The organism is Streptomyces cyanogenus (assembly GCF_017526105.1).
In the GTDB taxonomy this organism is placed as follows: Bacteria; Actinomycetota; Actinomycetes; order Streptomycetales; family Streptomycetaceae; genus Streptomyces; species Streptomyces cyanogenus.
In genome coordinates, this window is the sequence record NZ_CP071839.1 from 6,334,885 (window position 1) to 6,360,268 (window position 25,384).

At 71.2% G+C, this 25,384-nt stretch carries 26 protein-coding genes; 11 read left to right on the plus strand and 15 right to left on the minus strand.

The genetic code is table 11. From position 1 onward, the window contains the following. Nucleotides 1-22: 22 nt before the first annotated feature. Complete coding sequence (locus S1361_RS28600) at nucleotides 23-2,551, plus strand: ABC transporter permease (RefSeq protein ID WP_208034776.1); 2,529 nt, start codon at nucleotides 23-25, stop codon at nucleotides 2,549-2,551. A gap of 85 nt (nucleotides 2,552-2,636) precedes the next feature. On the opposite strand, the gene S1361_RS28605 is transcribed toward S1361_RS28600, so the two are convergent. The 4 genes from S1361_RS28605 to S1361_RS28615 all read right to left on the minus strand — a co-directional run bounded on the left by S1361_RS28605 (nucleotide 2,637) and on the right by S1361_RS28615 (nucleotide 5,604). Continuing rightward, nucleotides 2,637-3,074 (minus strand): rhodanese-like domain-containing protein, encoded by a 438-nt coding sequence (locus S1361_RS28605; RefSeq protein ID WP_243769561.1) that lies wholly within the window; start codon nucleotides 3,072-3,074, stop codon nucleotides 2,637-2,639. Nucleotides 3,075-3,094: 20 nt separating this feature from the next. Further along, complete coding sequence (locus S1361_RS28610) at nucleotides 3,095-3,646, minus strand: cupin domain-containing protein (RefSeq protein WP_208034777.1); 552 nt, start codon at nucleotides 3,644-3,646, stop codon at nucleotides 3,095-3,097. 63 nt (nucleotides 3,647-3,709) lie between these two features. Continuing rightward, complete coding sequence (locus S1361_RS40380) at nucleotides 3,710-3,970, minus strand: putative leader peptide (RefSeq protein ID WP_425087450.1); 261 nt, start codon at nucleotides 3,968-3,970, stop codon at nucleotides 3,710-3,712. Nucleotides 3,971-3,972: 2 nt separating this feature from the next. Then, nucleotides 3,973-5,604 carry an FAD-dependent monooxygenase gene (locus tag S1361_RS28615; RefSeq protein ID WP_208034778.1) on the minus strand — a complete coding sequence of 544 codons (1,632 nt, stop codon included), beginning with the start codon at nucleotides 5,602-5,604 and terminating at the stop codon, nucleotides 3,973-3,975. 474 nt (nucleotides 5,605-6,078) lie between these two features. On the opposite strand from S1361_RS28615, the gene S1361_RS28620 reads away from it, so the two are divergent. From S1361_RS28620 to S1361_RS28640, 5 genes are all read left to right on the plus strand, one after another. Then, nucleotides 6,079-6,306 (plus strand): hypothetical protein, encoded by a 228-nt coding sequence (locus S1361_RS28620; RefSeq protein ID WP_208034779.1) that lies wholly within the window; start codon nucleotides 6,079-6,081, stop codon nucleotides 6,304-6,306. 108 nt (nucleotides 6,307-6,414) lie between these two features. Further along, the gene (locus tag S1361_RS28625) at nucleotides 6,415-6,954 is read left to right on the plus strand and encodes a MauE/DoxX family redox-associated membrane protein (protein ID WP_341829353.1); all 540 of its coding nucleotides are present in this window, start codon (nucleotides 6,415-6,417) and stop codon (nucleotides 6,952-6,954) included. A 79-nt stretch (nucleotides 6,955-7,033) separates the two neighbouring features. After that, nucleotides 7,034-7,519 (plus strand): redoxin family protein, encoded by a 486-nt coding sequence (locus S1361_RS28630; protein ID WP_208034781.1) that lies wholly within the window; start codon nucleotides 7,034-7,036, stop codon nucleotides 7,517-7,519. A 25-nt stretch (nucleotides 7,520-7,544) separates the two neighbouring features. Next, nucleotides 7,545-9,413 (plus strand): ABC transporter ATP-binding protein, encoded by a 1,869-nt coding sequence (locus tag S1361_RS28635; RefSeq protein WP_208034782.1) that lies wholly within the window; start codon nucleotides 7,545-7,547, stop codon nucleotides 9,411-9,413. Between the two features lie 60 nt (nucleotides 9,414-9,473). Continuing rightward, nucleotides 9,474-9,941, plus strand: coding sequence for a S26 family signal peptidase (locus S1361_RS28640; protein WP_208034783.1), 468 nt, complete (start codon nucleotides 9,474-9,476; stop codon nucleotides 9,939-9,941). 23 nt (nucleotides 9,942-9,964) lie between these two features. On the opposite strand, the gene S1361_RS28645 is transcribed toward S1361_RS28640, so the two are convergent. From S1361_RS28645 to S1361_RS28660, 4 genes are all read right to left on the minus strand, one after another. Further along, nucleotides 9,965-10,903 (minus strand): amino acid ABC transporter permease, encoded by a 939-nt coding sequence (locus S1361_RS28645; RefSeq protein ID WP_208034784.1) that lies wholly within the window; start codon nucleotides 10,901-10,903, stop codon nucleotides 9,965-9,967. Further along, nucleotides 10,900-11,547 (minus strand): amino acid ABC transporter permease, encoded by a 648-nt coding sequence (locus S1361_RS28650; RefSeq protein WP_208034785.1) that lies wholly within the window; start codon nucleotides 11,545-11,547, stop codon nucleotides 10,900-10,902. The genes S1361_RS28645 and S1361_RS28650 overlap by 4 nt, the downstream gene beginning before the upstream one ends. A gap of 165 nt (nucleotides 11,548-11,712) precedes the next feature. Then, nucleotides 11,713-12,630: a glutamate ABC transporter substrate-binding protein gene (locus S1361_RS28655; protein ID WP_208034786.1), complete on the minus strand. Its 918-nt coding sequence runs from the start codon at nucleotides 12,628-12,630 to the stop codon at nucleotides 11,713-11,715. Between the two features lie 75 nt (nucleotides 12,631-12,705). Continuing rightward, nucleotides 12,706-13,482, minus strand: coding sequence for an amino acid ABC transporter ATP-binding protein (locus tag S1361_RS28660; protein ID WP_208034787.1), 777 nt, complete (start codon nucleotides 13,480-13,482; stop codon nucleotides 12,706-12,708). A 296-nt stretch (nucleotides 13,483-13,778) separates the two neighbouring features. Here S1361_RS28660 and S1361_RS28665 point away from each other — a divergent pair, with 296 nt between their 5' ends. Continuing rightward, complete coding sequence (locus tag S1361_RS28665) at nucleotides 13,779-14,465, plus strand: response regulator transcription factor (protein ID WP_208036810.1); 687 nt, start codon at nucleotides 13,779-13,781, stop codon at nucleotides 14,463-14,465. Between the two features lie 9 nt (nucleotides 14,466-14,474). Beyond that, entirely contained in the window at nucleotides 14,475-15,905 is a 1,431-nt protein-coding gene (locus tag S1361_RS28670) for a sensor histidine kinase (RefSeq protein WP_208034788.1), read from the plus strand. 194 nt (nucleotides 15,906-16,099) lie between these two features. On the opposite strand, the gene S1361_RS28675 is transcribed toward S1361_RS28670, so the two are convergent. After that, a complete protein-coding gene (locus tag S1361_RS28675; RefSeq protein WP_208034789.1) occupies nucleotides 16,100-17,098 on the minus strand; it encodes a TAXI family TRAP transporter solute-binding subunit in 999 nt (332 codons plus the stop codon). A gap of 130 nt (nucleotides 17,099-17,228) precedes the next feature. Between S1361_RS28675 and S1361_RS28680 the strand changes: the two genes are divergently transcribed. Continuing rightward, a complete protein-coding gene (locus S1361_RS28680; protein ID WP_208034790.1) occupies nucleotides 17,229-17,636 on the plus strand; it encodes a pyrophosphohydrolase domain-containing protein in 408 nt (135 codons plus the stop codon). A 15-nt stretch (nucleotides 17,637-17,651) separates the two neighbouring features. On the opposite strand, the gene S1361_RS28685 is transcribed toward S1361_RS28680, so the two are convergent. The 3 genes from S1361_RS28685 to S1361_RS28695 form a co-directional block, all read right to left on the minus strand. Beyond that, the gene (locus S1361_RS28685) at nucleotides 17,652-19,106 is read right to left on the minus strand and encodes a hypothetical protein (protein WP_243769329.1); all 1,455 of its coding nucleotides are present in this window, start codon (nucleotides 19,104-19,106) and stop codon (nucleotides 17,652-17,654) included. A gap of 201 nt (nucleotides 19,107-19,307) precedes the next feature. After that, nucleotides 19,308-19,751, minus strand: coding sequence for a MarR family winged helix-turn-helix transcriptional regulator (locus tag S1361_RS28690; protein ID WP_208034791.1), 444 nt, complete (start codon nucleotides 19,749-19,751; stop codon nucleotides 19,308-19,310). 61 nt (nucleotides 19,752-19,812) lie between these two features. Continuing rightward, on the minus strand, nucleotides 19,813-20,172 hold the full coding sequence (locus S1361_RS28695) for a DUF6204 family protein (protein ID WP_208034792.1): 360 nt from the start codon (nucleotides 20,170-20,172) through the stop codon (nucleotides 19,813-19,815). Between the two features lie 120 nt (nucleotides 20,173-20,292). On the opposite strand from S1361_RS28695, the gene S1361_RS28700 reads away from it, so the two are divergent. Next, nucleotides 20,293-20,868, plus strand: a complete 576-nt coding sequence (locus tag S1361_RS28700) for a DUF1697 domain-containing protein (protein ID WP_208034793.1) — start codon at nucleotides 20,293-20,295, stop codon at nucleotides 20,866-20,868. Nucleotides 20,869-20,886: 18 nt separating this feature from the next. Here S1361_RS28700 and S1361_RS28705 read toward each other — a convergent pair whose 3' ends face one another. Then, entirely contained in the window at nucleotides 20,887-22,152 is a 1,266-nt protein-coding gene (locus S1361_RS28705; protein WP_208034794.1) for a cation:proton antiporter, read from the minus strand. A gap of 509 nt (nucleotides 22,153-22,661) precedes the next feature. Between S1361_RS28705 and S1361_RS28710 the strand changes: the two genes are divergently transcribed. Then, complete coding sequence (locus tag S1361_RS28710; protein WP_208034795.1) at nucleotides 22,662-23,498, plus strand: SDR family NAD(P)-dependent oxidoreductase; 837 nt, start codon at nucleotides 22,662-22,664, stop codon at nucleotides 23,496-23,498. A 39-nt stretch (nucleotides 23,499-23,537) separates the two neighbouring features. Here the strand turns inward: S1361_RS28710 and S1361_RS28715 are convergent, their stop codons facing one another. Beyond that, nucleotides 23,538-24,695 carry an MAB_1171c family putative transporter gene (locus S1361_RS28715; protein WP_208034796.1) on the minus strand — a complete coding sequence of 386 codons (1,158 nt, stop codon included), beginning with the start codon at nucleotides 24,693-24,695 and terminating at the stop codon, nucleotides 23,538-23,540. Beyond that, on the minus strand, nucleotides 24,688-25,209 hold the full coding sequence (locus tag S1361_RS28720; protein ID WP_208034797.1) for a regulator component: 522 nt from the start codon (nucleotides 25,207-25,209) through the stop codon (nucleotides 24,688-24,690). Before S1361_RS28720 ends, S1361_RS28715 begins: the two co-directional genes overlap by 8 nt. Nucleotides 25,210-25,384: the final 175 nt, after the last annotated feature.

The following is a 25,384-nucleotide window of genomic DNA, read 5'->3' on the forward strand; positions in this document are numbered from 1 at the left end:
AACAGAAGAGAGCCCCGTCCCCATGATGCTGCGTTACGCCCTGCAGACAGTCCGCGCCCGCAAAGCGGGGTTTCTCGGCGCCTTCCTCGCCCTGATGTGCGCGGCGGCTCTGATCACCGCGTGCGGCACCCTCCTCGACACCGGCCTGCGCGGCACCATCCGCACCGAGCGCTACGCCGCCGCTCCCATCGTGGTCTCCGCCGACCAGTACGTGCACCGGACCACCGTCAAGCACAAGAAGGGCAAGACCAAGGTCAAGCACAAGGCGAAACCCATCGCCGAACGCGCCTGGCTAGCCGGGGACCTGCGCGGCACGCTCGCCCACACCCCCGGCGTGGCCCGGGTGATCCCCGAACTCACCTTCCCTGCCCAGCCGTTCACCCCGTCCGGCACCGGCGGCCGTACCGCCTACGGCCATGCCTGGGACTCCGCCGCGCTCACCCCCTACCGGCTGACCGCCGGCCGCGCCCCCACCGCCGCGGACGACCTCGTGATCGACGGTGACCTCGCCGCGCGGGCCCGGCTGCGTCCCGGCGACCGGCTCACCGTGCAGTCCACGCAAGCCCCGCGCGGCTACCGGATCACCGGTATCGCCACCCCGGCCACCGCTGTACGCCACCAGACGCCCCTGTTCTTCTCCACCGCCGAAGCCCGCCGACTGGCCGGACACACGGGCAAGGTCACCGCGTTCGGTGTGCTGCCGGCCAAGGGGGCGGACCCCGAGCGGGTGCGCCGGGCGGTGGAGCGAGCGCTGCACGGCACGACGGCGCAGATCAGCAGCGGCGACGCACGCGGACCCGTCGAATTCCTGGAGGCGGCCGCCGCCCGCACCCGGCTGGTCAGCATGGGCGGCGCCATGGGCGGCACCTCACTGCTGGTGGCGGTGCTGGTGGTCGTCGGCACCTTCGCGCTCACCGTCCAACAGCGCCACCGCGAACTCGCCCTGCTCCGGGCCATCGCCGCCACCTCCGGACAGATCCGCAGTCTGCTCGGCCGGGAGGCGCTGATCGTCGGTGCCGCAGCGGGCACCGCCGGCGCACTGCTCGGGTTGCCGCTGGGCGGCTGGCTGCACTCCCGGTTCGTCGCCCTCGGCGCCGTACCCGACACGCTCGAACACACCGTCAGTGTCTTCCCGCCGCTGGTCGCTCTCGCCGCCACCCTGCTGGGCGCCTGGGCGGCGGCCCGCATCGCCTCACGCAGGGTCGCCCGGATCCGCCCGGCCGAGGCCCTGGCCGAAGCGAGGACCGAGCGCACCCGGCCCGCCTGGGGCCGCATCGCCGCCGGGCTCCTGCTGCTCGCCGGCGGAGTCGTCCTCGTCGTCGTGCTCACCTTCCTGCGCACCGAGCCCGCCTCGACCCCCGTGACCTTCCTCGCTGTCGTCGTCCTGTCCACCTCCGTCGCCCTGCTCGGTCCCCTCCTGGTCCGGGCCGCCGTGCTGCTGCTCGCCGGCCCGCTCCGGCTCACCGGTCACGGCGGCCGGCTCGCCACCGCCAACCTGCGCGGCAACGCCGCCCGCATGGCCTCCGTCGTCACCCCCCTCACTCTGCTCGTCGGCATGACCTGCACCGTCCTGTTCGTCCAGGACACCCTCGGGAACGCCGCCCGCACCCAGGTACACGAAGGTGTCAGGGCCGACTGGGTGGTCGCCGCCCAGGGACCGGGCGTCCCCGGCGAGGCCGCCGAACGGCTGCGCGCACAGCACGACACCGTCACCGAGGTGGTCCGCACGACCGTCCGCGTCGGCCTCGACAAGTACCCCGCACAGGGCGTCACCCCCGCCGGCCTCACTCGCACCTGGGACCCGGAGGTCACCGCAGGCTCCCTCGACCGGCTCGGCCCCGGCACGGTCGCCGTCAGCGAAGTGGCCGCCGACCAGCAGCATCTGAGGCCGGGAAGCACCCTCGAACTCACGCTCGGCGACGGCACGCCCGCCACGCTCACCGTCGCCGCCGTCTACGCCCGGGGTCTCGGCTTCGGCGACCTCACCTTCGCCCACGACCTCGTGGCCCACCACGTCGACAACCCGCTCGCCTCCTCCGTCCTCGTCGGCACGACCCGTACACAGACACAACTCGCGACTACGCTCCGTGAGTTCCCGGGACTGCGGATTCTTTCGCCGTCCGACGCCGACGCCCTTCAGTCCGACCGGCAGCAGAAGAACGCCGAGGTCAACTACCTCGCCATGGGACTCGTCCTGGCCTTCACCGCCATTGCCGTCGTCAACACGCTGGCCATGTCGGTCGCCGAGCGTGTCCGGGAGTTCGCGCTGCTCCGCCTGGCCGGTGCGACCCGCCGTCAGGTGCTGCGCATGCTGCGCACCGAGGCGCTGGCCGTCCTGTTCCTCGCCACCTCGGTCGGCACCGGTATCGCGCTGGCCGTGCTCACCGCGTTCAGCGTCGGCATGACGGGCCGGGTCGCACCGGCGGTCACCCCGCTGCTCTACGTGGGCGTGGTCGCGGTCGCCGGCCTCCTGGCCCTCGTGGCCAGTGCCGTGCCCGGGCGCGCGGCGCTCCGGGTGCGGGCGGTGACGGTCGCCACGGCGAAGGAGTAGCACCGGTACCGTCGGTGGGCGCGTCCGCGCCGCGGTGAACCCCGGGGCGGGTCCCGGGGTTCACCGCTTTTCGCAGCCGACGGGCTCAGGCCGTCGCCGGCTCCACCGGCAGCCCCTGGGCGCGCCATGCCTGGAAGCCGCCCACCAGGTCCGTCGCCCGGTGCAGGCCCAGTTGGTGGAGGGAGGCGGCGGCGAGGCTGGAGGCGTAACCCTCGTTGCAGATCACCACGACGCGCAGGTCGTGCCCGGTGGCCTCGGGGAGGCGGTGACTGCCCTGGGGGTCGAGGCGCCACTCGAGTTCGTTGCGCTCGACCACGACGGCGCCGGGGATGAGCCCGTCCCGCTCGCGCAGGGCGGCGTACCGGATGTCGACCAGCAACGCCTCACCGGACCGCGCCGCCTCGTGCGCCTGGCGTGCCTCGATGCGCTGGTAGCCCGCCCGCACCCGCTCCAGCAACTCGTCGATGCCGAGCGGCCGCGCCCCGGGCGCGCTCGTCGGCACAGCGGTCCCACGGGGCACCACATGCCGCTCGCTGGTGCCGCTCACTGCCAGTCCTCCGGGCGTTCGACCTGCTCCAGGCGCAGTACCTGGCCCGTGCGACTGTAACGGCGGATCTGCGGCAACGGCGGGTAGTAGGCGTGCACCGAGATCGCGTGTCGCTCACGGGACTCGTTGAGCACCTCGTGCACATGGTGGCGGCCGAAGGCGCGGCTCTGTCCGGCGGGCAGCCGGCGTACCCGGTCCACGCCCTCGGTGAGTTCCAGGGTCTTCCAGCCGTCGGTGGGCAGCCGGGCGGCGAGGGAGTACTCCGTGAGTTCCCCCGAGGCGGTCAGGAAGGCGCCGACCGAGTCGGCGTGGTCGTGCCAGCCGGTACCGGCACCGGGCGGCCAGCCGATCAGCCAGGCCTCGCTGCCACCGGGACCCTTCAGCCGCACCCAGGTGCGGCCCTCCGGGTCGAGTGGCAGGGAGGCGATCAGCTCGGCGTCGGCCGCCGTACGCCGGACGAAGTCGAGGAGGTCCGCCTGGGTGGGCGCCGATCCGGCGGCCGGGGACGCGGACGAGGACAGGGAAGGAGAGGGGACAGACACGTGCACCGTCCTGAAAAGCGTTCGCGGAAACGGGCGCACGACGGCGCCCGGAAAGGAAGGGATGCGAATTCAGCAGGACGGGCGACACACGCAGCCCGCGTAGCGGACGAGGTCCATGTGGACCCTCCGCCACAGGCGCACACAGGTGTCGGTCACGATCCGGAGTACAGCATGCTGCCGCAGCCCGGTCAACCGAGTGTCACCCTGTGGACGGAGGGGCGGAGGGATACGTTCCGGCGTGCGCCGGCCGTCTCCGCGCGCACGGTCGGCGCACGACCGACGTGCGTCGAATCGAGTGGCGACACGGCCTGATCGCACGCCCCGGCGCACGGTCAGCGTGCGCCCGAACCGGCCCGCGCCGCCGCCTGCTCCTCCCGCGGTTGCTCCTGCTCCACCCCTACCGCGCCGCCCAGCGTGGCCTCGGCCGCCGCGTACAGGTCTGCCGGGCGAACCCCGCTGAGCGCGGTGACCAGGTGGCCGTCGGGGCGCACGAGCAGCACGCTGTGGGCCGGCGCGCCCGGGTAGCTCTCGGCGACCAACAGCTCGGCAGGGTGCGGCAACGCGGTCACGGCCGCCGCGAGCCGGGGCATCACCCCGGCGGACACCCAGTGCTTGCGGTCCCAGACACCCGTACCGGGCGCGATCAGCACGACGAGCAGCGCGTCGCGGCCGAGCCGGTCGCGCAACTGGACGAAGGAACCGTCCTCCGCCGTGACCCGGACGTCGGTCACCGGTGCGCCGGCCGGGGTGTCGACCGCGATCTCCGCCTCCAGCTGCCGGGGCGCGAGCGGTGAGTCGGCGTACGTGCCGGGCGCGCCCAGCGGGCCGCGTCCCAGGTGACCGTCGCTGAGCAGCGTGTCGTGGTTGCGGGCCGCGCCCGGCAGGATCTGGCGCAGCCCGCCCCCGCCGCGCAGCACCGGCAGCACCTGGTCGGCGGCGCGCAGCCGGGCGGCGACCACCGCGCGCCGCTCGGTCTGGTAGCTGTCCAGCAGGGTCTCGTGCGGGCCGTGGTGCCAGGCCGCGGCCAGCTTCCAGGCCAGGTTCTCGGCGTCCCTGAGCCCCTCGTCGAGCCCCTGGGTGCCGAGCGCGCCGAGCAGGTGGGCCGCGTCCCCGGCGAGGAAGACCCGGCCGGCGCGCCACCGGCGGGCGAGGCGGTGGTGCACCGTGTGGACACCGGTGTCGAGCAGGTCGTACGTCGGTGTGGGCCCGTCCGACCAGCCCGTGAGGGTCTCGCGGATCAGGGTCAGCAGGTCCTCGGGCGTGACCAGGTCCTTGCCCGGCGGCAGCAGCCAGTCCAGGCGCCAGGCGCCGTCCGGGAGGGGGCGGGCGGTCACCTCCCCGGCCGAGGGCCCGGACGACCGCCACGGCGGCATCCGATGGAGCAACGCCTGGCCCTCCCACGGAAGTTCCACGCGCAGCGCCGCGACCGCGTGCCGTTCCACCGCCGTCCGGCCCGGGAAGCGGATGTCCTGGAGTTTGCGCACGGTCGAGCGGGGGCCGTCGCAGCCGACCAGGTAACTGCCGCGCCACCAGGTGCCCCTCGGGCCACGGGTGTGCGCGGTGATGCCGGAACGGTCCTGCTCGATCGTGTCCAGGCGGCTGTCCACCGCCGTCTTCACGAGGGGCTCCCCGGCGATGGCCCCGCGCAGGAGACCCGTGAGGAAGTGCTGCGCGATGTGCAGCGGGGCGGGTCCGGACGCGTCGAAGACGATCTCGCTCACCACCTGCCGGCGCCGCAGGGACCGCCATCCGGCCCAGCGCACGCCGTGCTCAGCGAGCGCGACGCCGGTCAGCCGCTCCAGCAGGGCGGCCGTCTCCTCGCGCAGGACGACGGTGCGCGCCGGGCGGGGTTCGTCCTTGCCGGGTCCCTCGTCCAGGACGACGGTCGGCACCTCCTGACGCGCCAGCGCCAGGGCGAGCGTGAGCCCGACGGGCCCCGCTCCGACGATGATCACCGGGTCCACGAGGTGGCGCTCCCTGCTCGCGGCGATGCCTTGACGGACTGGTGTGAACACACTAGGGGAGCAGGGCGAACGATCACAGAACGTATGCAACCTATTGCCGGGGCCTCCGTCAAGCGAGGCGTGCGGGGCGGTGTGTGACCGTTCGGCGACGACGCGGGCCAGGGCCGTTGTCCGGCGCGGTCCGCGAATTCCCAGGGTACGTCATATTCCGTTTCTCTTACCGATTGTAAGGAGAGGGCCTGTCCGCCCTTCCGTTCCACATTTCGACATAACGTTTGCAAACGTTGTGAGCCTGTCCGCTGAGTGTGCGCACATTAGAAAGTCATTGCCATGTCTCTAGCTGCTACATAGGATCACTCGCAGTAGGTCGAAGTCGCGCGACGTTCCTACTACGGGGTGGCTCTTCCCTGCCTATTCGACCACGCGGGGCCGAGCCTTCCGGACAGACCATCCGGACACCAAAAGGAGAAGCACATGCTCCTCAAGGAAATGACGAACAAGCTGGGCGACCGACTTCTCGGCCGCCTCGTTCCCAGCACCACCGCGGATGCCGACCAGTTCGAGTGCACCTGGGAGTACAAGTGCACCTTCCCGTACTGTGGCGGCGCATCGCGTCTCACCCGGTTCCGTCGGCAGGTGTGCGCGGAGAGCACCGGCGGTCCGAGCAAGGGCCCGTGGGAGAGGCTCGGCTGCTGCTGGTAAGCACGGCTGATCACATCTGATTGACCCGGTCCGGTCGGCCCGGCGAGGGGAACACGGGCCGGCCGGACCAGCCTGTCATGCCTTTTCTGTGAAACAGGGCCCGTTACGATGACCTATCTGCACCTTTCATTGAGGCTGTCACTCGCGGGCGTTTTCCTTGTGTCCGGGCTGGCGAAAGCGCGTGCCATCGACGGTGCGGTTCTGATGTGCAAGAGCCTCTTCGGCACCTTCTGGCCGGCCCGGAAGAACTGGGCCGGGCCCGCCGCCCGCGCGCTCGTCGTCACCGAGGTGGCGACCGGCCTCGCACTCGTCGTCCCCGGCTCCGACGCCACCACCGCGCTCGGCCTGCTTGCGGCGATCGGCCTGCTCATGGGGTTCACCGCGCTGGCGGTCGTCACCTCGCGCAGACAGCTCGCGCTCGTCTGCGCCTGCTTCGGCCGTGCCGGCGCGCCACTGGGCCGGCGCCACGTCTGGCGCAACCTCGCCCTGCTCGCCATCGGCGCCTCGGCACTGTTCCTCCTGCCCGAGGCCGGGAGCGGGACCTGGGACACCGGCGGGACCGGCGTGGCGGTGACTGCGGCGGCCGTCGTCACGCTTCTCACCTTCTATTACGACGAGATAGCAGACCTGCTCAGCGGCAACTGGTGATCTGCCGCCCGCGCACGACGGAATCTGGAGTAATGCTGTAATGGTATTCCTCGTCCCGGTCGTCGCCCTCATCGGCGCGTTGGCCGTGTTCAACCTGTTCCTCACTATGGCGGTGATCCGTCGGCTCAAACAGAATGCTCCCGACCTGGCCGAGCCGGATCTCCCGGAACTTCCACCCGGTAGCCGGCTCCCCGATTTCCACGGGGAATCCATTTCCGGAACACCCGTCACCGCCCACACGGTGGCGGGAACGGACTCGATCTTCGCGTTCTACGACACCGGCTGCTCGGCGTGCAAGACGACCATTCCTCAGCTCATCGGCTACGCCCAGGGCAAGGGCCTGAAGCCTGACCAGGTCATCGCGGTGGTGGGAGGCGACCGAGCGGCGGCCGACGTGTACGCCGCCGAACTGGACGGCGTGGCCACGGTGATCGTGGAGGACACGCTCGGTCCGGTCGCGTCGGCGTTCTCGATCTCCGGCATCCCGGCGTTCGTCCAGGTCGACAGCGGCGGCACCGTGGTGCGCTCGGGCACCGCGCGCGGTGTTCTGACCTCAGGGATCTGACGGGCGGAGGACGGTGTCCGCACGCATGCACAACGGTCCCGGCGAAATGGTCCGCCGTGGCCTGGAGGCACTCAGACTCACCTGGCAGGCGGGGCCGGTCACCGCTTCCCTCTACCTGTTGATCACGGTGGCGGAAGGCACCCTGCCCGCGGCTGTGGCCTTGCTGACCAAATGGCTCATCGACGGCATACAGCTGGGCGCCGCGGGCTCGGCCGACGCTCCGGACAAGCCCGCGGCGCCTGGCCTCACCCCCTTGCAGGCGGTCGTCTGGATCGGCGTGCTGAGCGCCGTCCTGGCGGCGCTTCCGCCCCTCAGGGAGTTCTGGAAGTCCCGGCTTCAGCGCGGTGTGAGCCTCTTGGTGCAGTACCGGCTGTACTCGGCGGTGAGCCGCTTGCAGGGGCTTGCCCGCTTCGAGCGCCCGGAGTTCCTCGACCGGTTGCGGATGGCGCAGCAGGCAGCCACGACCGCGCCCGAACAGGTGGTCGCCTCGTGTTTCGGGCTGCTCCAGGCCGGGTTGACGGTGTCCAGCTTCCTGGGCGTCCTCGTCTCGATCAGTCCGCTCATGGCGGTCGTCACCGTGGCGGCCGTCGTGCCCGCCCTGTTCGTCCAGCTGTCCATGAGCCGTCAGCTGTCCGACATGATGTGGGAGATGAGCCCGCGCAGCAGGCGGCAGCTCTTCTACCAGAGGATGCTGTTCGACCTCGACGCGGTGAAGGAGACGCGCCTGTTCGGGACGGGCCGGTTCCTGCTCGAGCGCATGCGCGTGGAGACCGAGGAGATCAACCGCGCGGAGGAGGCACTCGACCGCCGGACCGTCGTACGCCATGGACCGCTCTCCGTGCTGGGTGCCCTGGTCGCGGCGGGTGGCCTCGTCTGGATCGTCGTCGAGGCGACCGAGGGCCGACTCAGCATCGGCGACGTCGCCGCGTTCATCGCTGCGGTGGCCGGTGTGCAGGGCTCGCTCGGTGGCGCAGTGGCCGATGCGACGAGCGCGTACCAGGCCCTGCTGCTGTTCGGTCACTACCGCGACGTCATCCGCGCGGAACCCGACCTGCCGGAGCCCGCCCGGCCGCGCGGCCTGGCCCGGCTGCGGCACGGCATCCACCTGGAGGACGTCTGGTTCCGCTACACGGACGAAGGCCCGTGGGTGCTGCGGGGGGTCACACTGACCATCCCGTTCGGTGGTTCCCTCGCTCTGGTGGGACTGAACGGAGCCGGCAAGAGCACCCTGGTGAAACTGCTCTGCCGCATGTACGACCCGACGAAGGGCCGCATCCTCTGGGATGGCGTCGACATCCGGGAGGTGGCCGTCGCGGACCTTCGGGAGCGCATCACCGCGGTGTTCCAGGACTTCACCGCCTACGACCTGACCGTGCAGGAGAACATCGGCATCGGTGACGTCCGTGTCCTGGACGACCTGGGGAAGGTGCGTGCCGCCGCCGAGCAGGCCGGCATCCACCCCGTGGTGGAGAAACTCCCCCGGGGCTACCGGTCCATGCTGTCCAGGATCTTCTACCAGGAGGGCGAGTCCGGGGAGTCGGAGCACGGCGTGACCCTGTCCGGCGGACAGTGGCAGCGCATCGCGCTCGCTCGTGCCTTCGTCCGCACCGGAAGGGATCTGCTCATCCTCGACGAGCCCAGCTCCGGCCTGGACCCGGCGGCGGAGCGGGAGGTGCACGACTCGTTGCGGGACTACCGCTCCGACGCCACCAGCGTGCTCATCTCCCACCGGCTGGGGGCGGTCCGGCAGGCCGACCGCATAGTCGTCCTGCGGCACGGACGGGTGGTCGAGGAGGGAACCCACGGCCAGCTGCTGCGGAAGGACGGGGAATACGCGCGGCTGTATTCACTCCAGGCGTCGAGTTATGTGGACGCCGTCGGCAGTTCCGAATGACAGGAGACGTCGGCTCTCCGGCCTCTTCCGTTCATCCTCTTTTTCGACGAGTTTCTGGCGGTGGTGCGGGTGCTGTGGCTGATGACGCTTGCTGTCCTGGGTGTATTCGCAGTCGCGATGGCCATCTTCTGGGCCCGGCGAAACCTCGTGGCGGTGACGGTGAACGGCCTCAGCATGAGCCCGACGTTCACCACGGGTGACCGGGTGCTCGTCCGACGGGGCACGGGAGGGCTGCGCAGAGACCGCATCGTGGTGGTGGCCCGGCCGGACCGCAGGAACGGCTGGGGCACGACACCGCTGATCAGCCGCGACGTGGATTCGAGCCGTTGGTACATCAAGCGAGCGGTCGCCCTGGGGGGCGACCGCTATCCATCTCAGGCACCTGCCGACGGTGTGGTACCGGCCGGCCACCTCATGGTGATCGGCGACAACCCGGTGAGCGTGGACTCGAAGCAGCACGGTCCGTGCCCCGCTCACCAGGTGCTGGGCGTCGTCGTCCGCAGGCTTCCGCGGCGCCTTCAGGGATGATGACGTCCTGGTCGGCGGCCCCGTCAGGCCTGGGTCTCACGGTCGGTCGTGGGACCCAGCGGCCCCTTTGAAGCGTCGAGCACTCCCGGTGCTTCGGCGGGCTCGGCCGCTGCCGCGACAGCGACACCGGTCTTCGCACGGCGCCCTCGTCGTTCGATCCAGGTCGCGAGCGAGGACAGGGCGAGGCACATCGCGATGTAGATCGCGCCGACGACGATGGTGACCGCCGTGAACGGGTTGTCCCCGTTGACGATGATGTTGTTGGCCATCGTCCGGGTGGCGAACAGAAGCTCCGTGTAGGTGATGACGTAACCGAGCGAGGTGTCCTTCAGCGTGACCACCAGCTGGCTGATCATCGTCGGCAGCATGGAGCGGATCGCCTGCGGCAGCAGGAGCATCGTCATCACTTGGTACTTGCGCATGCCGAGCGCGTAGGCGGCCTCCACCTGTCCCTTCGGCACGGCGTTGATGCCCGCGCGGAACACCTCGGCCTGGACCGAGCCGTTGTAGACGGTGAGCCCGATGACGAGACCCCAGAACGCGGTGTAGTCACCGATCACGCCGAGGTCGGTCTTGTAGGTGAGGAACAGCACCCACAGGGCGTAGATCGTGATGAGCAGCGGGACGGCACGGAACAGCTCGATGAAGCCGGTCGCCAGCCAGCGGACCGGCCGGTGCTCCGACAGCCGCGCGACGGCGAGCAGCAGCCCGAGGACCAGGGACAGCGCCCCCGCCACGGCGAACACCTTCAGGGTGGTCAGCACGCCGTCGCGGATGTTCGTGCGCACGCCGGCGTTGTTGAAGATGTCCCAGACCTTCGGATCCAACTGACCCTTGGCGTCGAGACGGTACACGGCGAAGGCGAGCAGGGCGATCAGTGCCAGTGAGCCGAGCACCGAGTAGATGCGGTTGCGCACGCGGGCCTTCGGGCCCGGAGCGTCGTACAGAACGCTTGCAGTCATCGGGCAACCCCCAGGCGCCGCTCCAGCAGCCGGAACAGACCGCTGATCGAGAACGTGACGACGAGATAGCCAAGAGCCACCCACAGGAAGATCCACGCGATGGGGAAGCCCTTGTCACTCAGCAGCTTCTGCACCCCGAACAGCTCGGTGACGCTGAACGCGCCCGCGATCGCCGAGTTCTTGGTCAACGCGATGAAGATGGAGCTGAGCGGCGCGATCACGGCGCGCGTCGCCTGCGGCAGGACGATCAGCCGCAGGGTCTGCGAGAAGGTCATGCCCAGGGAGCGGGCGGCCTCCGCCTGGCCCATGGGAACCGTGTTGATACCCGAGCGCACCGCCTCGCAGACGAAGGCCGAGGTGTAGAAGCCCAGGGCGAGCAGCGCCTTCGTCCAGGGGCTCAGACCGGGCACGAAGATGACCGGGACGACGAACCACGCGATGAGGAAGAGCAGGGTCAGAGGGGTGTTCCGGAACAGGGTGACCCACGCGGTGCCGAACATCCTGAGCGGAGGTACCGGGGAGACGCGGAACCCGGCGATGACGACACCCAGGATCATCGCGAGGAGCCCGCTGGCGAGGGTCAGCAGGACGGTGCCTATGAACCCCTCGCGGAAGTCCGCGAGATGGTCGAGCAATACGTTCACGGGGAGGTCCTCGTGGCGGTGTACGGGCAGGGAAGTCCGTTCCCGGGGCGGTGCGCGGGACGGCGGCGCCGGGACGGACCGTCCGGCGGCCGCCGACCCGCAGGGCACCGGGGTCGGCGGCGGTCGGCTCACGCGGCGTCGCGCGGGCGACGCCTCAGCGGCACGTCAGTAACGGTTGACGGCCGGCGGCTCCGAGTACGGGGAGCCGGAAAGGCCGAGGGTCGCCTCGTACGCCTTCTTGTAGTCGCCGTTCTTCTCGTGCTTCTCCAAGGCGTCGTTGACGGCGTCACGCAGGGCCTTGTCGTCCTTGTTCATGCCCACGCCGTACGGCTCCTCGGTGAACGGCTTGCCGACCACCTTCAGCTTGGTGGGGCGCTGGGCCGCGTAGCCCTTGAGGATCGCGTCGTCCGTGGTGACGGCGTCGACCTCGTTGTTGAGCAGCTGCTGGACGCACTCGGAGTACTTCGACAGCTCGACGGTCTTCGCACCGTACTTGGACTTCTTGATCTCCTGGAGAGGAGTCGAACCCTTGATGGAGCAGACCGTCTTGCCCTTGAGCGAGTCGGGACCGGTGATGCCCTTCTCGTCCTTGCGGACGAGCAGGTCCGCGCCGGCCTTGAAGTACGGCCCCGCGAAACCGACCTGCTTCTTGCGCTCGTCGTTGATCGTGTACGTGCCGACGTAGAGGTCCACCTCTCCCTTGGAGATCGTGGTCTCACGGACGTTGGAGTCGACGGTCTTGAACTCGATCTGCTCGGGCTTGAAGCCGAGGTCGGCGGCGACCATCTTGGCGATCTCGATGTCGAAGCCGGACCGCTTGCCGGTGGTGTCCTCGAAGCCGAGGTACGGCTGGTCGTTCTTGGCGCCGATGACGAGCTTGCCGGCCTGCTGCGCCTTCTTCAGCGTGGACGAGTCGATCTTCACGCCCGTGGCGACGGAGTACGTCGGCAGCTTCGGCGCGTTCTTCTGGGTGCCGTCGCCCGCGGTCTGGTCCCCGGCGTTGCCGGATTCGCCGCCACAGGCGGTCAGGGCCAGGGCCAGGGTGGTGAGAACTGCCGCGGAGGCAGCCATGCGGAGCTTCATCGTGGACATCCTTGGAGTCGGCGGGTTCGGTGGTGCACGGACCGGACACTCGCGGGGCGGGCGCCGGCGGCGGGGTCAGTGATGAAGGATCTTCGAGAGGAACTCTCTGGCGCGGTCGCTGCGCGGGTTGCTGAAGAACTGTTCGGGCGTCGCCTGTTCGACTATGCGGCCGTCCGCCATGAAGACGACCCGGTTCGCCGCCGATCGCGCGAAGCCCATCTCGTGGGTGACCACGATCATCGTCATACCCTCGCGTGCGAGCTGCTGCATGACCTCCAGGACCTCGTTGATCATCTCGGGGTCGAGGGCGGAGGTCGGCTCGTCGAACAGCATGACCTTGGGGCCCATGGCGAGCGCCCGCGCGATCGCGACGCGCTGCTGCTGGCCGCCGGACAGCTGGGCGGGGTACTTGTCGGCCTGGGTGCCCACGCCGACCCGGTCCAGCAGGGCCCGCGCCTTTTCCTCGGCCTGCTTCTTGTCCGCCCTGCGGACCTTGACCTGGCCCAGCATCACGTTCTCGAGCACGGTCTTGTGCGCGAAGAGGTTGAACGACTGGAAGACCATCCCGACGTCGGCGCGCAGCCGGGCCAGTTCGCGGCCCTCGTGCGGCAGCGGCTTGCCGTCGATCGTGATCGTGCCCGAGTCGATCGTCTCCAGGCGGTTGATGGTGCGGCACAGCGTCGACTTTCCGGACCCGGAGGGCCCGATGACCACGACGACCTCGCCGCGGGCGATCGTCAGGTCGATGTCCTGGAGCACGTGCAACGCGCCGAAGTGCTTGTTGACGCTCTTCAGGACGACCAGTTCGTCGGACGTGGCCGCGTCCTCCTTGGCCACCGTTACTTTGGTCATCGCTCTCAGGCTCCGTCCTCCTCGGGTTTCCGAGGACAGTAATGAGGGGCTGTGACCTGCGTCATCACATCTGAGGGAGATCTGAGCATCACGATCCGATAGCAATCGGACACGTGTCGTAGTACATGCGCCCGCCGTGCGTATCGGCCGGGTAACGGAAGTGGCAGGCAACCCGAACGCTCTTGACGCCGTCCTTAACCATCAGCGTCACTGCCATGGTGCACGCGCGCGTGGGCGCGATCTACAAGTCCGCCGAAAACCGAGACCGTACGACCGCTGAACCGGAGGGGGCCGGGATGAGACTGCTGCTCGTCGAGGACGACAACCATGTCGCCGCGGCCCTGTCGGCCGTGCTCGCGCGGCACGGCTTCCACGTCACCCACGCGCGCAGCGGCGAGGAGGCCCTCCAGGCGCTCGTCCCCGAGGGCAACGGCTTCGGTGTCGTCCTGCTCGACCTCGGTCTGCCCGACCAGGACGGCTACGAGGTCTGCGGCAAGATCCGCAAGCGCACCAGCACCCCGGTGATCATGGTGACCGCGCGCTCCGACGTCCGCTCCCGCATCCACGGGCTCAACATGGGCGCCGACGACTACGTCGTCAAGCCGTACGACACCGGGGAACTGCTCGCCCGGATCCACGCCGTCAGCCGGCGCACCGCCCACGAGGACCCCACGACCGGCGGCGAGGACACGCTGCTCCTCGGCCCGGTCCGCATCGAACTGCCCACCCGCCAGGTCACCGTGGACGGCGCGGTCATCCAGCTGACCCGCAAGGAGTTCGACCTGCTCGCGCTGCTCGCGCAGCGGCCCGGGGTGGTCTTCCGGCGCGAACAGATCATCAGCGAGGTCTGGCGCACCAGCTGGGAGGGGACCGGCCGCACCCTGGAGGTGCACGTGGCCTCCCTGCGCGCCAAACTGCGCATGCCCGCGCTGATCGAGACCGTACGCGGCGTCGGCTACCGGCTCGTCGCCCCGGCTGCCTAGCGGGGACGGGTGCGCACACGCCTCCTCCCGCTGCTCATCGTCCTGCTGGCGGCCGTCCTGCTCGCGCTCGGCATCCCGCTGGCCGTCAGCGTGGCCGCCGCCCAGCAGCAGCGGGTCGTCGTCGACCGGATCGACGACACGGCACGCTTCGCGGCGCTCGCCCAGTTCGTCACCGACGCGCCCGGCGGCTCCCGCCAGACCGCCACGGACGAGCGCCGGGCGAGCCTGCGCAGCGAGCTGGAGAGCTACCACGGCGTCTACGGCATCAGCGCGGGCGTCTTCTACCGCAACGGCTCGGCGATGGCCAACGCGCCCGACGACTGGTTCGTACCGCAGACGGGCGAGGTCCGCAGGGCGTTCGACGAGGCGCTGCTCAGCCGGCGCAGCCATGACCCGCGTCAGGTGTGGCCCTGGCAGCGCGGCCGGCTCGTCGTCGCCTCGCCGGTGATCCGGGACGGGGACGTCGTCGCGGTCGTGGTCACCGACTCGCCCACCGGACAGCTGCGGTCCCGGATCCTGCGCGGCTGGCTGTTCATCGGGGCCGGCGAGATCGCGGCCATGCTGCTCGCCGTCGGCGCCGCGCTCAGGCTGACCGGCTGGGTGCTCAGACCCGTCCGGGTCCTGGACGCCACCACCCACGACATCGCCACCGGCCGGCTGAAGTCACGGGTCGCGGCCGCGGGCGGGCCGCCGGAACTCAGACGGCTGGCCCGCTCGTTCAACGAGATGGCGGACAACGTCGAGGCCGTACTGGAGCAGCAGCGCGCCTTCGTCGCCGACGCCTCGCACCAGCTGCGCAACCCGCTCGCGGCGCTGCTGCTGCGCATCGAACTGCTCGCCCTCGAACTGCCGGTGGACAACGAGGAGATCGCCTCGGTCCGCACCGAGGGCAAGCGCCTCGCACAGGTCCTGGACGACCTGCTCGACCTGGCGCTGGCCGAGCACGCCGAGGCCGACCTCCGGCTGACCGACATCGGAGCCCTGGCCGAGGAGCGGGTGGCCGCGTGGGCACCGGCCGCCCGGGCCAAGGGTGTGCGGCTGACCGGCGCGTGTCCGCCCACCACCGCCTGGGCCGACCCGATCGCCCTGTCCAGTGCCCTGGACGCGGTGATCGACAACGCCGTGAAGTTCACCCCCGAGGACGGCACGGTCGAGGTCTCCGTCTGCGTCGACGGCGACACCACCACGGTCGTCGTCACGGACACCGGCCCCGGCCTCACCGACGAGGAACTCGCGCGCGTGGGCGACCGTTTCTGGCGCAGCGGCCGGCACCAGAACGTGAACGGGTCGGGTCTGGGCCTGTCCATCAGCCGTGCCCTGCTCGCAGCGGGCGGCGGCGCGATCGAGTACGCCCACCACGAGCCGCGGGGGCTCCGGGTGACGGTGCGGGTGCCGCGGCATGCGGAGGCCGCCGGGGACACCGGGGACGCCGTCTCCTAGCCAGGGGCTTTCTTCCGGACCGGGCCGGAGCGGCGAGTGGGGCTCGGGGCCTGCAGCGCCACGCGAAGGAGGGCGCCCTGGCGGAGTCGTGGCAAGCCGGCGACAACGCGGTGAGGCGCGGTGCCGGGGCCCCGTGAGCCCGGCACGGTGCAGACGGCCGGCCCCGCCCCCTGGTCGGGCTCTGGCCGCGTGCTCTAGGGCTTCACCGACCGGTAGTAGCGCCGGGCGCCCTCCTGGAGGGGGAGGGGGTCGGTGAAGATGGCGGTGCGCAGGTCGACCAGCTGGGCGGAGTGGACGTGGGCGCCGATGTCGTCGCGGCTCTTGATCACCGTGCGGGTCACCCACTCGGTCAGCCGGGGATCGACGTCCGTACGGGTCATCAGCACGTTGGACACGGCGATCGTCGGCACCTGGAGACCCTGCTGGACGTTCGGGTACGCCGACTCGGGGATGTTGGTGGCCCGGTAGTAGCGCGCGCCCTCGCCCTGGTCGTGCAGCCGGGTGATGAGGTCCTCGTCGATCGGCACGAACCGGAAGTCACGCTTCTGCGCCAGCGCGACCAGCCCCTTCGTGGGCAGTCCGCCGGACCAGAAGAAGGCGTCGATCTTCCCCTTCTGCAGCTGCGCCGGTCCGGTGTCGATGCCGTCGGCCACCGGCGTGATGTCCTTGCGCGGGTCGATGCCGGCGGCCCGCAGCACCCGGTCGGCGATCAGCCGCACCCCGGAGTCGGGCAGCCCGGTCGCCACCCGCTTGTGCTTGAGGTCGGCGACGGTCCTGATGTCCGAGTCGCTGGGTACGACGAGATGCACGTAGTCGTCGTAGAGGCGGGCCACACCGCGCAGCCGCCCGGCGCCGCTGCCGTGCCGCAGCTCGTAGGTCGCCACCGCGTCGGCCGCCGCGATGGTGAAGTCGGCCTGCCCGGTCGCCACCCGCTGGACGTTCTCCTGGGAACCGGCGCTGTTGAGCAGCTTCACCTTCAGGCCCGGCATGTCCCTGCCCAGCTCGGTCCGGAGCCGCTCGCCGTACTCCTGGTAGACGCCGCGAGAGGTACCGGTGCTGAACACGATCGTCCCGCTCGGCGGCTTCTCGCCCAGGGGCAGCAGCCACCACAGCAGCAGCCCGAGGACGACGGCACCGACGGCCGCGCCCTGCAGCGCTCGGCGCCTGCCGAGCCGGGGGAACACCTTGGACATGCGGGCGATCCTGCCAGGCGACGCGCGCCCCTGACCAGGGCCGGGGTCACTCCCGGGGAGCGGCGAAGCGGACGCTGGGGGTCCGCCCGGGGCGACGGGCGCTGTCGGTGGCGGCCGTTAGAGTCGCCGTATGAGCTCTTCGCCCGCCCGCCTCGTCCGTGAGTTCCACCGCGCCTTCGGCCTCGACGCCCGCACCACGCCGACCGAGGTGGACCCGCGGTTGGCCGCCCACCGGGGCGAACTGCTCGCCGAGGAGGCCGCGGAGGTCGCCGAGGTCGCGGTGGAGGGGCCGCTGGACCGGCTCGCGCACGAGCTGGCCGACGTGGTGTACGTCGCCTACGGCACGGCCCTGGTGCACGGCATCGACCTCGACGAGGTGATCGCCGAGATCCACCGCGCCAACATGAGCAAGCTCGGCCCGGACGGGACGGTGGCCCGCCGGGCCGACGGCAAGGTGCTCAAGGGGGAGCACTACCGGGCGCCGGACGTCTCGGCCGTACTGCGCCGCCAGGGCTGGATACCGGGCGGGGCGGCCTGACGCCTCGGCGCGGGCCTACGAGGACAGGGAGCCGCCCGCCAGCTTCCACTCGCGGTGCAGCGCACCCAGCGGGATGCTCCGCTGGATGACGGGGGTGCCGAAGACGGACAGCTGGAGCCGCAGGGTGCCGGACAGGTCCACGCCGCCGTAGACACCCCAGGTACCCGTCGCCTTCGGTGTACTGCCGTCGGAGGCGGCGGTGAGCGTGCCGGTGGCCTCGCCGCGCAGGTACGGGGCCAGGTCGGCGGTGACGCCCACGGTGCCGTAGAGGCCGACCGTGGCCTCGGCACCGAGCGCCGTCTTCACGCTGCCGGCGGTGGCGACGGAGGCGCGCACGGGGGTGCTGGTCATGTGCGAGGCGCTCACCGGCGTCCACCCGTGGCTCAGGCCGAAGGTGCCGCCCGCCTTGAAGTCGCCCTTCAGGCTCTGCTCGACGTCGACCGTGGCCCGGCCCTCGGCGCTGATCTGGAGGTAGCAGGTCAGATCGAGGTTGACGACGACGGGCACCGGGCCGACCTGCAGGACGGGGTCGGCGTGCAGCTTGGCGAACGGGATGCGCAGCGGGGTGCCGGTGGCCGCCGCGGCCCGGCCCTTGACCGCCCAGCCGGAGGTCCAGTCGCCGGACACGCCGAGGTACGCCGAGCCGGGCGGGGCGTCGCTGCCGGTGCCGCCGTAGGCGAAGTCGACCTGCGGGGCGACCTGGACGAAGCCGTGCACGGAGGCGGTGGCCGACGCGCCGGAGCCCCCGGTGGTGGGCACCTCGGCGCCGACGTCCAGCCGGAGGCTGCCGAGCGGCACCGTCGCGCCCTTGGGGCCGGCGTGCACGTCACCGGTTTTCGACCAGGACACCTTCACGTCGGGCAGCAGCTTGTCGACGGTGAAGGACGACGGGTCGACCGGCACGTCACCCTTCGCCGTCGCGTCGCCGAGCAGCGCGTTGAGCGTGGCCGGTTCGGTCTGCACCTCGGTGCCGCCGTCCGTCTCGCCGATCACCTTGGTGACCTTGGCGAGCAGTCCGCGCGGGGCACCGGGCGCGGGCGCACTGGCGATCACGTCGCCCACGGCGGTCCGGTGCGGTGCGGCGGAGGAACCGGTGGACGGTGCGGACGGCGCGGTCGGTGTGGACGGCGCGGTCGGTGTGGGCGAGTGCGGTGAACTCCCGTTGGAGTGCTCGGAGATGACGGCCCGCCGGGTGCGGCCGTCGTACGAGCTGACGGTGAGCGTCGTCCTGTGTGCGCGCTGCCCGGAGCCGCCGCGCGGGCTCGCCACGGCGGTCGCGGTGGCGGTGGGAGCGGCGGCGACGGTGAGCGAGTGGTCCGTGCCCTCGGCGGCGGGCTGGGTGGCCCGGATCTGCTGTTCCTGTCCGGCGGCCGCCCGCTGGGCGGCCTGCGGTGCGGGCGAGGAACAGGCCGCGGCCAGGAACAGCGAGGTCACGGCGAAGGCGGGCAGCAGGGCACGCCTGTGCCTCATGCGTCTGCGCAAGGTGGGTCCTGTGGGATGGGGGGTGGCTGGGAGGTACCGGCCTCGGTGCTACTGGTGAGTAGAACCGGTCGGTAGCTCGGAGACGAGCATGAGCATGCCACGGCATGCGCACAGGCCGCACACAATCCGGCCACCCCCCAACGTGAGCTGTGCCACGGGGAGTTGCCGTGGTGGCCGACGCGCCAGGGGTCAGCGTCCGGACAGCCCCGTACCGCCGAGGCGCGTCAGCAGCGCCGCGAGACCGGCGACGTCCGTCGCCGGCCAGGCCGGGCCGGCGAAGATCTCGGCGGCGGTCTCCTCCGCCGTGGCCAGCATCTCCGTCAGCCGCCGCCGGCCCGTCGCGGTCAGCGCCGCGTACGCCACGCGCGCGTCCCGGGCGTCCGGCTCCCGGGTCACCAGTCCGATCCGCTCCAGCGGCGCCAGCCCGCGGGTGACCCCGGAGGCGGTCAGCCCCAGCGCCTCGGCGAGGTCGACCCGGCGCATCCGGCCGCCGGGCGCCTGCCCGAGCCGGAGCAGCAGGGTGAAGTCGGCGAGGCTGACGCCGTGCAGCCCGCTCAGCCGGGCGTCGAAGCGCCGTACGAGCGCCGTCTGGGCCCGTACCAGCCGCAGCGCCGTGTCCAGGGCGTCACTCACTCGCCTCGCCTCCTCCCCATCCCTTGAGTTGTCCTTGACTACTCAAGTTTATGCGCGGGTTTCATGCGCCGGCGCCGCGGGCGGCGCGGCGCTGTCGCTTGCCCAGGGGTGCCTGGGAAAGGTCCTCGGCGGTGGTCCGAAGGTGCTTGAAGCTGTAGCCGCGCTCGGTCAGCCAGGCCTTCGCCGCCCCCTCGGCCCGCTCCGTCGCCTCCAGGATGTCCTCCTCCTTCTCTCCCGTCGCGGAGAAGCGGAAGACGAAGGCGGGCCGGGCGGCGATGTCGTAGGTCAGGGTCCCCTCGGGAGTGAAGGCCGCGCGCAGCACGTCGTGTTCGGCGGCGTCGGCCAGCAGGGCGGCGCGCTGGGCGTCGGTGAGGGCGTCGAAGGCGCCGCGGACGGTGATACGGAAGGTTCGTGTACTCATTCCGTGACCCTAGGCACAGCGGGGTTTCGTCCTCCACCGGGTTTCCGGGGCTGCAGGGAGCGGGGGCGCGGATCGCCGAGGCGGAGTGGCCGTGCACGGCGGCTGTGAGAGGTTGAAGCCATGACGACGTACATCGCGCTGCTGCGCGGGATCAATGTCGGCGGCAGCGCCAGGATCGCCATGAAGGACCTGCGTACGCTGTTCGCCGGCATGGGGTTCGAGGACGTCCGGACGTATCTGCAGAGCGGGAACGTCGTGTTCCGCGCCCCCGCCCCGGACACCGCCGGCCCCGCCGCCCCGGGCACGCGGCGCCCCGCCGGCCTCGCCGCGGGCATCGAGAAGCGGATCGCCGACGACCTCGGCGTCTCCTGCACGGTCCTGCTGCGCACCGGCGACTCGCTGGCCCGCACCCTCGCCGCGAACCCGTACACCGGCCGGGACGACGACCCGGCCAAGCTGCACGTCACCTTCCTCGCCCGGGAGCCGACCGCCGAGGAGGCCGCCCGCCTGGAGCTGCCGGCCGGGGAGACGGCCGTGTTCACGCTGGTCGGCGACGAGATCCATCTGCACGTCCCCGACGGGTACGGCAGGACCAGACTGAACAACGCCTTCATCGAGCGCCGCCTCGGCATGCGGGCCACCACCCGCAACTGGAAGACGGTCACCGCGCTGCACGAACTGGCCGCCGGGGACTGAGCCGGAACCCGGCGGGGGTCAGCGTTTGGCGGCGGGCGGCCGGGCGTCGCGGGCCGGCCGGACGAGGTGGTGGTCGGCGAGGGGACGCGGCTGGAGCACCGACAGGAGCGGTCCGGCCATCGCCGTGGTCACGACGGCCATGGCGACCATCAGGGAGTACAACCGCTCGTTGAGGACGCCGAGTTGCAGACCGGCGGTCAGGATGATCAGCTCGGTCAGGCCCCTGGTGTTCATGAGGGTGGCCAGAACCGCCGACTGGCGTGCCGTGACACCGTGCGCCCGGGCGCTCAGGAACGCGCCGAGGAACTTGCCACTGACGGCGACCAGCAGAATGAGGGCGAAGTCCAGCCATCCGGACCGCCCCAGATCCGACAGGTCGACTTTCAGGCCCACGCTGATGAAGAAAACCGGCAGCAGCAGGTGACTGCTGACATGCCCGACCCGGTCGGTGATGTCGGCACGCAGCTGCTCGGTGGATTCCTTGGGCATCACCACACCGAAGAAGAACGCGCCGAAAATGAAGTGCAGGCCCATCTTCTCGGTGACCGCGCCCGACACGAGCAGACCGGCGAGCACGGCCGTCAGCGCCGCGGGACTCAGCCGGGAGGTGCCGTCACCCGCGGCGAGCAGCCTGCGCAGCAGCGGGCGCACGACCCAGAGCATCACGCCGGTGTACGGCAGGAGCAGCACCAGATACCACTGGTGGCTGCCGCCCCCGCCGGCCAGCGCGACCACGGCGGCGAGCATGCACCAGGCGAGCACGTCCCCGATCGCGGCGCAGGCCAGTGCCAGGCCGCCGACCGGGGTGTGCTGCATCTTCCGGTCCGTGAGAATGCGGGCCAGCACCGGAAAGGCGGTCACCGACATCGCCGTGCCCATGAAGAGCACGAAACCGAGTCGGTGATCCGGGGCATTGTCCTCGGCCAGCAGCAGGGCGAGCAGAGCGCCGAGTGCGAACGGCAGGAGAATGGAGGACAGCGACACGGTGGCCGCCAGTCGTCCGGTGCCGCGCAGGATTTTCCGGTCCAGCTCCAGGCCCACGATGAACATGAATACGGCCATTCCGACGTCGGCGAGTGCGGTGAGCATCGGCCGGATATCGGTCGGGAAGAGGAATTCGGACACCCTGTGCCCCAGTAAGGTCGGGCCGAGCATGATGCCCGCCAGTACTTCGCCGATGACCGCGGGTTGGGAGAATCTGCGTGCCACGGCACCCAGGAGCTGCGCGAGGACGAGTATGAGGGCCAGGTCGGAAAAGAGCGCGAACAATTGGTTCGTGGCCACCGGTCCCTGCCTTTTTGTCGTTTTGCGGGCGTTGCCCGGAATTCCATGAGGTGCCGCCGACGTGCCTTCGCCATGCTTCGTTGTACAGATGGTCCTTGTCAACGGCGACCTTGCGGACGCAGGAATCTCATAAGGGGCCGGAAATGCTCTTGACATGGAATGTGTCGGCGGAGTCGGATACCGGGCGCATATGGTGATCGCGGAAGAACGCCGGTGACCGTCCGGCGCGCGTCACCGCCCTGACCGCCACCGCCCGTACCTTTCCGGCCGCCGTCGGCGGGGGCCGCCGGGTCCGCGGCGCTCCCGGGTCCGCGGGGGAACCGGCACCGGAGGCGGACGGCGGGAGTGGCCCGGAAGCCGCCGTTCCAGGACGGCCGCGCCGACCGGCCCGGTTGGCCGGTGCGGACGCTGGCCGGAAGTCGTCTGCAGTGGATCAACGGGCTCTAAGCTCGGAGGCGTCTGGCGACCCAGGCGAAGTCGGTGATCTCGGTGAAGGGGCCTGAACTGCGGTGGAGGACAAGCGCGTTGTCGTCGTGACCGGTGGCGGCTCGGGTATCGGGCAGGCCACGGCCCGGCTGCTGGGCGAGGAGGGTCACCACGTGGTCGTCTCCGGCCGGCGTGCCGAGCCCCTGGAACGCCTCGCGCAGGAGACGGGAGCGCTGGCGCACCCCTCCGACGTCGGGGACCCCGACGCGGCCGAGGGGCTCGTCCAGGCCGCCCTGGCCGCCTACGGACGGCTCGACGGACTGGTGCTGAACGCGGGCATCGGACGCGGCGGAGCCGTCGGCGACATGTCCCTGCGGGACTGGGACGAGGTGATGCGCACCAACCTGACCGGTCCGCTGCTCCTGCTCCGCGCCGCCATCCCGCACCTGTTGGAGTCCCAGGGCGCCGTGGTCGCCGTCGCCTCGGTGTCCGCGCTGCGCAACGGCACGAGCAACGCCCCCTACGCCACCTCCAAGGCGGCCCTGCTCCAGCTGTGCCGCTCCGTCGCCGTCGACTACGGGCGGCAGGGCGTGCGCGCGAACATCGTGTGTCCCGGCTGGGTGCGCACCGAGATGGCCGACCGGCGCATGGCCCGCTTCGCCGAGGAGGCGCAGCTGCCCGGCGGCGGGATGGAAGCCGCCTACGAGGAGGCCACCCGCCTGCTGCCCCAGGGACGCCCCGGTGAGCCGCGCGAGATCGCCGAGGCCATCAGCTGGCTGCTGTCCCCGGCGGCGTCGTACGTCAACGGGGCCGTGCTCACCGTCGACGGCGGGGCCACCGCCCTCGATCCCGGGACCCTGGCCTTCGACTACCACATCGCGCCCCGCGGCGACGAGAACGGCTCCGTCGCTCCCCGCTGACCGGGCCTCGGCAGCGGCCGGGCCGGCGCTGACCGGGCGTCAGCGCGGCCGCGCCGGCGACGTCCGGTCGGGGCAGGGGAGTACGCCGGTCATGGCGGGCCACATCCGGGCGATGCCCAGCAGTGTCTCGGGACTGCCGTGCGTCACCCCGGGCAGCGGGTGCGGGTCGGACGGTTCCGCTCCGCTCAGGACGGCCCGCCGGGCCTCGTCGACGGCGCCGGCAAGCGCCGCGGACGCCAGCCGGTCCTCGCGCACCCCCGCCTGCCGGGCGTACCGGTGCGCCCTGTCGTAGGCGTCCGGCCGCACGTACTGCTGGAGTGTCAGAAGGGCGTCGTACGTCTCGATGGTCTGCCGGTGCGCCTGCAGCGCCAGCGGATGGCGCGGCCGGAGCAGCTCCAGGAGCCGGGTCCGCCGGGGCCTGGCGAGGGCCACATGGGGCACCGCCGTCACCAGGTCGCGCCACAGCGGCCACAACCGCCAGATGGTGCGCAGCGCGCCGGCCGACCGGGCCAGGGCGCTCGCGGTGGGGACCAGCAGGGACGCCGCCCGCAGGAAGCCGTGCACGCCGATGATCACGGACAGGTAGGGCAGCAGTTGCGGGTCGGGGTCGTAGAGATGGAACAGGTAACCGGACCAGAAGACGAGCGCGAGCACGCTGCCCGCCGCGAACAGCCGCAGTGACCAGACGAGGTCGCGCTCCGTCGTGCGCCGGCTGTAGGCCCAGCAGACCACCACGGCGACGGCGTCACCGGCGAGGTGGGAGCCGATGAGGATCAGCCAGTAGGCGGACGACGCGGACGCGGGCCGCTGCGCGGACGCCGTCCCTCCGCTCGCCTGGTCCACCTGGAGCAGGTCCAGGACGAGCAGCGAGACCAGGGCCGCGGTCAGCCCGGCCGCCACGGACAGGCGCAGCCGCGGAGTGCGGCTGGAGTCGATCACGAAGAGGAGGACCAGTCCCGCGCTCAGGACGCCGATCAGGTTGCGGGCCAGGGACACCGAGTGGACGTCGATCCCGGCGGACGCGAGCCGGCCGACGATCCGGGGCTGGAACAGGGTGATGGCGGTGGTCGCGGCCAGCACGGTGAGCCACAGCCCTCGCAGGTGGGGCTGGCGCAGCGCGGACCGGGCCCGCCAGACCAGGGCGAACCACAGGGCCAGGACGCTGGCGAGTCCGACCTGCGCCGCCAGCTCACTCACCGGCGTCCGCCGTCACCCCGAGAAACGCGCCGAGCCGTCCCAGGGGGCCGGCCACCCGGCCGGTCGTCCCGGCGCTCTGGATCAGGGTGGCGATCATCTCGGCTTCCTGTTCCTCGGTGTTCGTGTAACTGGTCCTGGCCATCATCCGCGCCACGAGATGGGGCTGGAGGCCGACCAGGAGGTCGCCGTCCGGCTGTTCGCCGTCCTCCATGAGGCTGCGGTGGTGGTCGCACAGCACATGGCCGATCTCGTGGAGGATGATGTGCTCGCGGTGCAGCGGGGCGGTCCGGGCCTCGTAGAAGACGTAGTCGGCTTTGGCGGTGCCCAGCCACAGCCCGCAGGCTCCGGTGGCCGCGGCCTCCTCGGGCAGCTCCCTCAGTACGAGCGGACGGCCTCTGAGTTCCTCCACCCGCGCCCGGACGGCGTCCAGGGACAGCGACCGCTGCACCCCGAGGTCGCGCAGAATCGCGGCGCATCGGCGCCGTAGCGCGGCGTACTCGCCCGTTCTCCTCACCTGCCGTGTCACCCCGTTCGGGCGAGAAAGCACTTCCCGCTCCAGCGGACAAGCCGTGGGTCACACCTAAGCAGGTCGCCCGCCCCCTTGCCCACGCCTGCCCGGGCTTTCGGTCGCCCTTTGGCGAAAAAACCTCCTCCTGCGGACGGGCCGGTGAACCGGTGACGGACGTCCG

What these genes read in the sequence shown, in the direction of transcription:
- S1361_RS28660 (WP_208034787.1), bottom strand. Translation starts at nt 13,482, where the DNA reads ATGACCAAAGTAACGGTGGCCAAGGAGGACGCGGCCACGTCCGACGAA.
- S1361_RS28655 (WP_208034786.1), bottom strand. Translation starts at nt 12,630, where the DNA reads ATGAAGCTCCGCATGGCTGCCTCCGCGGCAGTTCTCACCACCCTGGCC.
- S1361_RS28625 (WP_341829353.1), top strand. Translation starts at nt 6,415, where the DNA reads ATGACCTATCTGCACCTTTCATTGAGGCTGTCACTCGCGGGCGTTTTC.
- S1361_RS28695 (WP_208034792.1), bottom strand. Translation starts at nt 20,172, where the DNA reads ATGAGTACACGAACCTTCCGTATCACCGTCCGCGGCGCCTTCGACGCC.
- S1361_RS28645 (WP_208034784.1), bottom strand. Translation starts at nt 10,903, where the DNA reads ATGACTGCAAGCGTTCTGTACGACGCTCCGGGCCCGAAGGCCCGCGTG.
- S1361_RS28685 (WP_243769329.1), bottom strand. Translation starts at nt 19,106, where the DNA reads ATGAGGCACAGGCGTGCCCTGCTGCCCGCCTTCGCCGTGACCTCGCTG.
- S1361_RS28635 (WP_208034782.1), top strand. Translation starts at nt 7,545, where the DNA reads ATGCACAACGGTCCCGGCGAAATGGTCCGCCGTGGCCTGGAGGCACTC.
- S1361_RS28600 (WP_208034776.1), top strand. Translation starts at nt 23, where the DNA reads ATGATGCTGCGTTACGCCCTGCAGACAGTCCGCGCCCGCAAAGCGGGG.
- S1361_RS28675 (WP_208034789.1), bottom strand. Translation starts at nt 17,098, where the DNA reads ATGTCCAAGGTGTTCCCCCGGCTCGGCAGGCGCCGAGCGCTGCAGGGC.
- S1361_RS28665 (WP_208036810.1), top strand. Translation starts at nt 13,779, where the DNA reads ATGAGACTGCTGCTCGTCGAGGACGACAACCATGTCGCCGCGGCCCTG.
- S1361_RS28700 (WP_208034793.1), top strand. Translation starts at nt 20,293, where the DNA reads ATGACGACGTACATCGCGCTGCTGCGCGGGATCAATGTCGGCGGCAGC.
- S1361_RS28620 (WP_208034779.1), top strand. Translation starts at nt 6,079, where the DNA reads ATGCTCCTCAAGGAAATGACGAACAAGCTGGGCGACCGACTTCTCGGC.
- S1361_RS28680 (WP_208034790.1), top strand. Translation starts at nt 17,229, where the DNA reads ATGAGCTCTTCGCCCGCCCGCCTCGTCCGTGAGTTCCACCGCGCCTTC.